General features: G+C 67.3%; 3 protein-coding genes and 1 pseudogene. 3 read left to right on the forward strand and 1 reads right to left on the reverse strand.

Annotated features, from left to right (window positions below):
* Positions 1-145: 145 nt before the first annotated feature.
* Together G3N93_RS30950 and G3N93_RS30955 are read left to right on the forward strand one after the other, a co-directional pair.
* Positions 146-685: pseudogene (locus G3N93_RS30950) on the forward strand (DUF1214 domain-containing protein); the annotation flags it as partial.
* 148 nt (positions 686-833) lie between these two features.
* Positions 834-4,616 carry a DUF748 domain-containing protein gene (locus G3N93_RS30955; protein WP_206134662.1) on the forward strand — a complete coding sequence of 1,261 codons (3,783 nt, stop codon included), beginning with the start codon at positions 834-836 and terminating at the stop codon, positions 4,614-4,616.
* Positions 4,617-4,675: 59 nt separating this feature from the next.
* Here G3N93_RS30955 and G3N93_RS30960 read toward each other — a convergent pair whose 3' ends face one another.
* Positions 4,676-4,900: a hypothetical protein gene (locus tag G3N93_RS30960; RefSeq protein WP_174941949.1), complete on the reverse strand. Its 225-nt coding sequence runs from the start codon at positions 4,898-4,900 to the stop codon at positions 4,676-4,678.
* A 319-nt stretch (positions 4,901-5,219) separates the two neighbouring features.
* Between G3N93_RS30960 and G3N93_RS30965 the strand changes: the two genes are divergently transcribed.
* Positions 5,220-6,893, forward strand: a complete 1,674-nt coding sequence (locus G3N93_RS30965; RefSeq protein ID WP_241026765.1) for an alkaline phosphatase family protein — start codon at positions 5,220-5,222, stop codon at positions 6,891-6,893.
* Positions 6,894-6,903: the final 10 nt, after the last annotated feature.

A 6,903-nucleotide genomic window follows, 5' to 3' on the forward strand; every position in this document is an offset into this window, starting at 1 on the left:
GCGTGCTCGCATGCAGGTCGCGTGGGTCGGTGCACGGAGTGTGAGGTGTTGTGTCGTGTTTTGGGTCAAGCAGAGGGCGGCATACGAGTGTCCGACACGTGAGTGGAGTTCAGACGTGGGCTCTTCCGATCGTCGAGAGCCGCGCGCGCGCCTCGGCGTCGCCGAGGCGCGCGCGCGGCTCTCGACCCCGCCGTCGAACCTGCTGAACGCGAACGGCTGGAGCTGGATCGGCGATACAGCCGGCAAGTACGGCCAGGACTACACGCTGCGCGCGTACGCGGCCTATACGCAGTTCGGCACCGCGACGCGCGACGACGAAACGCTCGCGGTCGTGCGCGTCGACAGCGACGGCCATCCGCTGAACGGCGCGAACCGCTATGTGCTGCATTTCGCGCCGGGCGCGCTGCCGCCGGCGCGTGCGTTCTGGACGCTGACACCCTATTCGACGAACGGCGCGCTGCCCGACGTCGGGTCGGCGCGCCGCTCGCTCGGCGATCGCGACCGCCTGCGCCGCAACCACGACGGCTCGATCGACATCACCGTGTCGGCATCGCCGGGCGGCACGCATGCGGCCAACTGGCTGCCGGCGCCGCGCACTGATTTCGCACTCGCATTGCGCCTGTACGTACCGAAGCCGCAGGCGAGCGACGGGTCGTGGATGCCGCCCGTCGTCGTCCGGAAATGAACGGATGACCGGCGGCGCTGTCCGACCGGCGGGCGCGACGGCGCCCGAACCCCGTACCGTCACCTCCTGAGCCTATACTTTCGGGATAGCGTGCGCGGCCGCCCAGTTGTCCGGTGCGGCCCGGCACCCCATCCCGAGGCATTCAAGCATGGCAAGCGCAGACAAAGAAACCGTATCCTCGACCCTCCATGCCCTCGGTGGCGTTGCACGCTCGCGCCGGACCCGGCGCATCGGCATCGGCCTGCTGATCTTCATCGTTTTATTCGGACTGCTCGGGTTCTTCGCGGCGCCGCCGCTGATCCGCCATATCGCCGAACAGCAGTTGAGCAAGCAGCTCGACCGGCCGGCCACGATCCAGCGCATCGCGCTGAACCCGTACACGCTGAACCTCGAAGCCGACGGCATCCATCTCGGCGACAAAGGCGGGCAGGGCGACTTCATCGACATCGCGAAGCTCGTCGTGCGGCCGTCGTGGTCGTCGCTGTTCCGCGGCGCGCCGATCGTCAATGAAGTCCGTCTCGACTCGCCGCGCTTTCATATCGTCCGCTACGACGCGCAGCGCTTCAACTTCACCGACCTGATCGAGAAGTTCTCGACGCCGTCGCCCAAACCCGAAAGCAAGCCGACGCAGTTCTCGGTGTCGAATATCCAGGTCAACAACGGCCGGATCGATTTCGACGACCGTCTGCTGAACGAAAAGCACGTCGTCGACAACTGGACGCTCGGCATTCCGTATATCGCGACGCTGGCCTCGAAGACCGACATCTTCGTCCAGCCGAAGCTGCGCGCGCGCTTCGACGGCAGCCCGATCGCGATCGACGGCAAGACCAAGCCGTTCGCGCAATCGCGCGAATCGGAGATCGCGCTGAAATTCGACGGCCTCGACGTGCCGAAGCTGATCTCGTACGTGCCGGCGAAGCTGCCGGTGGCCGTGACGAGCGGCCTCCTGAGCAGCGACCTCAAGGTCAATTTCGTGATGAGCGGCGAGACGCCCGCGCTGCGCGTATCGGGCACCGTCGACCTGAACGACGCGAAGGTGACGGACCACGCGTCCTCGCCGCTGTTCGCCGCGCGCAGCGTGCACGTCGCGGCGGCCAGCCTCGAGCCGCTGCGCAACGCGATGCACTTCGACGAGATCCGGATCGACCAGCCGGTGGTCGACCTGTCGCGTGACAAGCAGGGCGTGCTGAACGTCGAGAAGCTCGCCGCACAGCCGGCAGCCGCATCGAAGGCCGCCGAAGGCAAGCCGGCGGCGTCAGGCGCCGCGGCCGCTTCCGCCGCTGCCGAAGCCACCGCCAGCGGCGCCAAGGCCGAAGCCGACGCGAAGGAGGCGCCGCCGCTCGACCTGACGATCCGCCATTTCGCGATCGACGGCGGCACGGTCAACGTCGACGACCGCGTGCCGGCGACGCCGACCGCGCTGTCGCTCACGAATCTCGCGGCGACGCTCGACGGCTTCTCGATGCAGGGCAAGACGCCCGCGAAATACACGCTGTCGACGTCGCTGTCGCGCGGCGGCGACGTGACCGCCGAAGGCACGTTCAATCTCGCGGAGAAGCAGGTCGAGAGCAAGCTGACGGTCGCCGCACTCGCGCTGCCGGCGCTGCAGCCGTACCTCGGCGAGGCGACGCGCGCGCGCGTGCTCGACGGCACGCTCGGCGCGACCGTCAACGCGAAGGCCGACTGGGGCAAGACGCCGCTCGCCGCGCAGGTCGCCGACAGCACGGTCAGCCTGAAGTCGCTGAAGATCGCGACGCCCGACGCGAAGGCCCCCGCGATCGTGCTGCCCGACGCGAGCGCGAAGATCGCGAAGGTCGACGTGGCCACGCGCACTGCAGAGATCGCGAGCGTCGACGTCAGCGGGCTCGCGCTCGACGTGCAGCGCCTGAAGGACGGCAAGATCGACCTCGCGGCGCTGGCCGAACCCGCGCAGGCGTCGGTGCCGAAGCGCACGGTCGCGCGCAAGGCCGAGGCCGCCGCGCCGTCGTGGCATTACCGGATCGATGCGCTGAACCTGAAGGATTCGTCCGCGAACTTTACCGACCTGACGACGCCGCGCCCGGTGAAGCTGGCGATCAAGCCGCTGGACCTGTCGGTGCAGAAGATCAGCGACGACATGACGAAGCCGCTGCCCGTGCAGCTGAAGGCGACGTTGAACCGCAAGGGCTCGCTGAACGTGACGGGCGACGTGACCGCGCAGCCGCTGAAGCTCGGCCTGAAGATCAACGGCAACCGCCTCGACGCGGCCGCGTTCGAGCCGTACTTCGGCAGCGCGCTGAACGCGACGATCGCAAGCGCCTTGCTCAACGCGCAGGGCAACCTGACGTTCGCGCAGGTGAAGGACGCGCCGCGCGCGACCTATCGCGGCGACGTCGCGCTCGTCGACGTGCGGATGCTCGACAAGGCGACCTCCGACCCGTTCGCGGGCTGGCGCTCGCTCGCACTGACGAACCTGAAGGCGAACTACGACGAGAAGGGCACCGACGTCGATGCCGCGCGCGTGACGTTCTCGAACTTCTACGGCCGCGTGCTGCTCGACGCGCAAGGGCGCCTGAACCTGAAGGACGTGGTCGCGAAGCAATCGGGCCCCGCGCAATCGCTCACGCGTGACGCGAGCAAGGGCGAGCCGGTGCCGCTGTCGCCGCAGGCCGCATCGGCGCCGGCAGTCGCCCCGCAAGCGTCCGCGCCGGCCGCCGCATCGGCGACGGTCGTCGTGAAGGCCGCGACGCCGCCGCAGAACCCGGTGCGCATGCACTTCGGCGAGTTGCTGCTGCAGAACGGCCGCGTCACGTATACCGACAACTTCATCAAGCCGAACTACACGGCGAACCTCGTCGCGATCAAGGGCACGGTCGGCGCGTTCGGCACGGATTCGACGACGTCCGCGCCGGTCGACGTCGCCGCGAACCTCGCGGGCAACGGGCCGATTTCGATCAAGGGTTCGGTGAACCCGCTGATCGACAAGCCGGCGCTGGACCTCACCGCGACCGCGCACGACATCGAGCTGACCAACCTGACGCCGTACTCGGCGAAGTACGCGGGCTACCCGATCACGAAGGGCAAGCTCAACGTCGACCTGCATTACGCGCTCGAGAACGACCAGTTGAAGGCCAACAACCACATCTTCATCGACCAGCTCACGTTCGGCGACCATGTGGAGAACGACACGGCGACCAAGCTGCCGGTGAAACTCGCGATCTCGCTGCTGAAGAACACGCGCGGCCAGATCGACGTGAACCTGCCGGTGTCGGGCTCGCTGTCGAATCCGGAGTTCAGCGTCGGCGGGCTGATCTGGCGCGCGGTGCTGAACCTGATCGCGAAGGCCGTCACGTCGCCGTTCTCGCTGCTCGCGCACGCGTTCGGCAGCGGTGGCGAGGATCTCGGCTACGTCGAATTCGCGCCGGGCTCGTACCAGCTCGACGACGCGCAGCAGAAGAAGCTCGACACCGTCGTGAAGATGCTGACCGAGAAGCCGTCGATCCGCCTCGACCTGATCGGCCGCGTCGATCCGACCAAGGACACGTCGGGGCTCGGCGATGCGTACGTCGATCGGCTGGTGCGCCAGCAGAAGCTGAAGGACGTGGTCGGGCAGGGCGAGAGCATCGACCCGATGTCGGTGAAGGTCGAGCCGGCCGAGTACAGCAAGTACCTGACGCGCGCGTACAAGGCGGCCGACTTCAAGAAGCCGCGCAACCTGATCGGCCTGCAGAAGTCGCTGCCCGACGCCGACATGAAGAAGGCGCTCGCCGAACATGCGCCGGCCGACGACAACGCGCTGCGTGCGCTCGCGCAGCAGCGCGCGCAGGCGGTGCGCCAGTACCTCGACGGGAAGATCGATTCGAGCCGCGTGTTCGTCGTCGCGCCGAAGCTCGATGCGAAGGGCATCGAGGACAAGGGCGCGACCACCCGCGTCGACTTCGGCCTGCAGTAAGCAGGCTATCCGCCGCCGCTGCGTCCGTTCATCCGTTCGGGCGCGGCGGCGCGTTTCCTTCAGCGCGCGGCGATCGCCGGTTCTACGCGCTTGCCCAGCTCCTTCTTCGCGGCCAGCGGCAGACGCGCGTCGTCCCACTGCGCCAGCCATTCGACTTCCTTCGCCGTGAACACCTGTCCGTAGTTGCGCAACGCGTACTGCAACGCGTCGACGACGTGGTGGCGAATGATTTCGGGGGTGCGTGCATCGTCCAGCACGAACCGGAGGGCTTCCAGGGTCGACATACTCGTGCTCCGGGTCAGGGAAAACCCTTTATCACACGCCAATAGTCGCGCGCCAAGCCGGAAAAAAAAATCGCGTGGCCGCGATGCCGTGCGAACGTTTTGACCGATGCACCGACGTAGTGCCGGCAGGTGAGCGCGCACGTCGCAACGTGCGCCAGGTCACCGTGCTGTGCGACCGATTCGTGTCACTTGCGATTGGTTACGTTTGATAGAAAACAGAAAGCCCCGCTTCATGCGAGCGACCCACGGCGCGGCCATATTCTTGCGCGCCTGATGGCAAGTCACGCAGTTCAACGTCAATCGATGAGGTGGGGTGATCATGTCTTTCCTTGGTAAGCAGCGGAAGTTGGTGGCGATGGTGGCGGGCGCGCTGGCGCTCGCCGGCGCGGGTGCGCATGCGGCGCAGCAGGACGGCAACAGTCAGGGCGAGGATCGCGGCCACGCGAACCGCGTCGTGAAGCACGTGCTGCTGATCAGCGTCGACGGCCTGCACGAGCAGGATCTCGCGCGCTGCATCGGCGCGAACACGTGCCCGAACATCGCGGTGCTCGCGAAAAGCGGCGTGACGTACACGAATGCCTATACGCCGGGCCTGTCGGATTCGTTCCCGGGCCTCGCCGCGCTCGTGACGGGCGGCTCGCCGAAGACGGCCGGCCTGTTCTACGACGTGTCGTACGACCGCAACCTGTATGCGCCGGGCGATACGAGCTGTTCGGGCAAGCAGGGCTGGAACGTCGTGTTCGACGAAACGACCGGCATCGACGCCGAGAACGGCGGCGCGCTCGTTCACCTGAACGGCGGCGGCGCATTCAACCCGCAGGCGATCCCGAACGCGAAGGTCAACGGCAAGTGCGTGCCGGTCTATCCGCACAACTACGTGAAGACCAACACCGTGTTCGAGGCCGTGAAGGCCGGCATCCCGAAGGCGACCACGGCGTGGGCCGACAAGCACGCATGGGGCTACGACTGGCTGAACGGGCCGTCGGGCACCGGCGTCGACGATCTCGCGCGCACCGAGATCAACTCGATCGACCCGGCCACGGGCACGAACTACACGGACGTCTATTCGCACACCGCGCGTTTCGACAACCTGCACGTGCAGGCGCTGATCAACCAGATCGGCGGCCGCGACTCGACGGGCACCAAGAGCGCGCCGGTGCCGACGCTGTTCGGCGCCGACTTCCAGACGCTCAGCGTCGCGCAGAAGGCGACGGTCGCGACGGGCGGCGGCTATCTCGATGCGAACTTCACGCCGAACGGGCAGGTCGCGAACGCGATCACGTACGTCGACAACTCGATCGGTTATATCGTCGCGGCGCTGAAGCAGGCGAACCTGTATTCGTCGACCGCCGTGATCGTCACGTCGAAGCATGGCCAGTCGCCGACCGATCACACGAAGCTCGTGAAGAACGGCGACACGCTGACGAAGCTGCTCGAAACGAACAACTACCTCGACCCGAACGGCAACTTCGGCCAGAACAATACGAAGACGGGCAACCTGAACGACGGCTCCGGCCTGGTCGACACGGGCTTCGTGCAGACCGACGACGTCGGCCTGATCTGGCTGCGCGACCGCAACCAGCGCACGGCCGTGGTGCAGACGCTGAAGGCGAACCTGGGCTGCAACGCGCCGGGCATCTGCGCGGACGGCTCGCAGGCGTACATCCTGTACGGCGCGGCGCTCGCCGAGCGCTTCGGCGATCCGGCCAACGGCCGCACGCCGGACATCATCGTCCAGCCGAATCCGGGCGTGATCTACACGTCGAGCACGAAGAAGGACGAGGAGCACGGCGGCAACGCGCCGGATGACAGCCACCTCGGCCTGCTCGTGTCGTATCCGGGCTTGCATCGCGCACGCACGGTGACCGACACGGTCGGCACGAAGCAGGTCGCGCCGACGATCCTCGGGCTGCTCGGCGCCGACCCGCGCCTGCTGCACGCGGTGGTGGCCGAGGGCACGGAAGTGCTGCCGGGGCTCGGCATCCGCCGCTGACGGCGACAGC

Source organism: Burkholderia sp. Se-20378 (assembly GCF_017104665.1).
Taxonomy (GTDB): Bacteria; Pseudomonadota; Gammaproteobacteria; order Burkholderiales; family Burkholderiaceae; genus Burkholderia; species Burkholderia lata.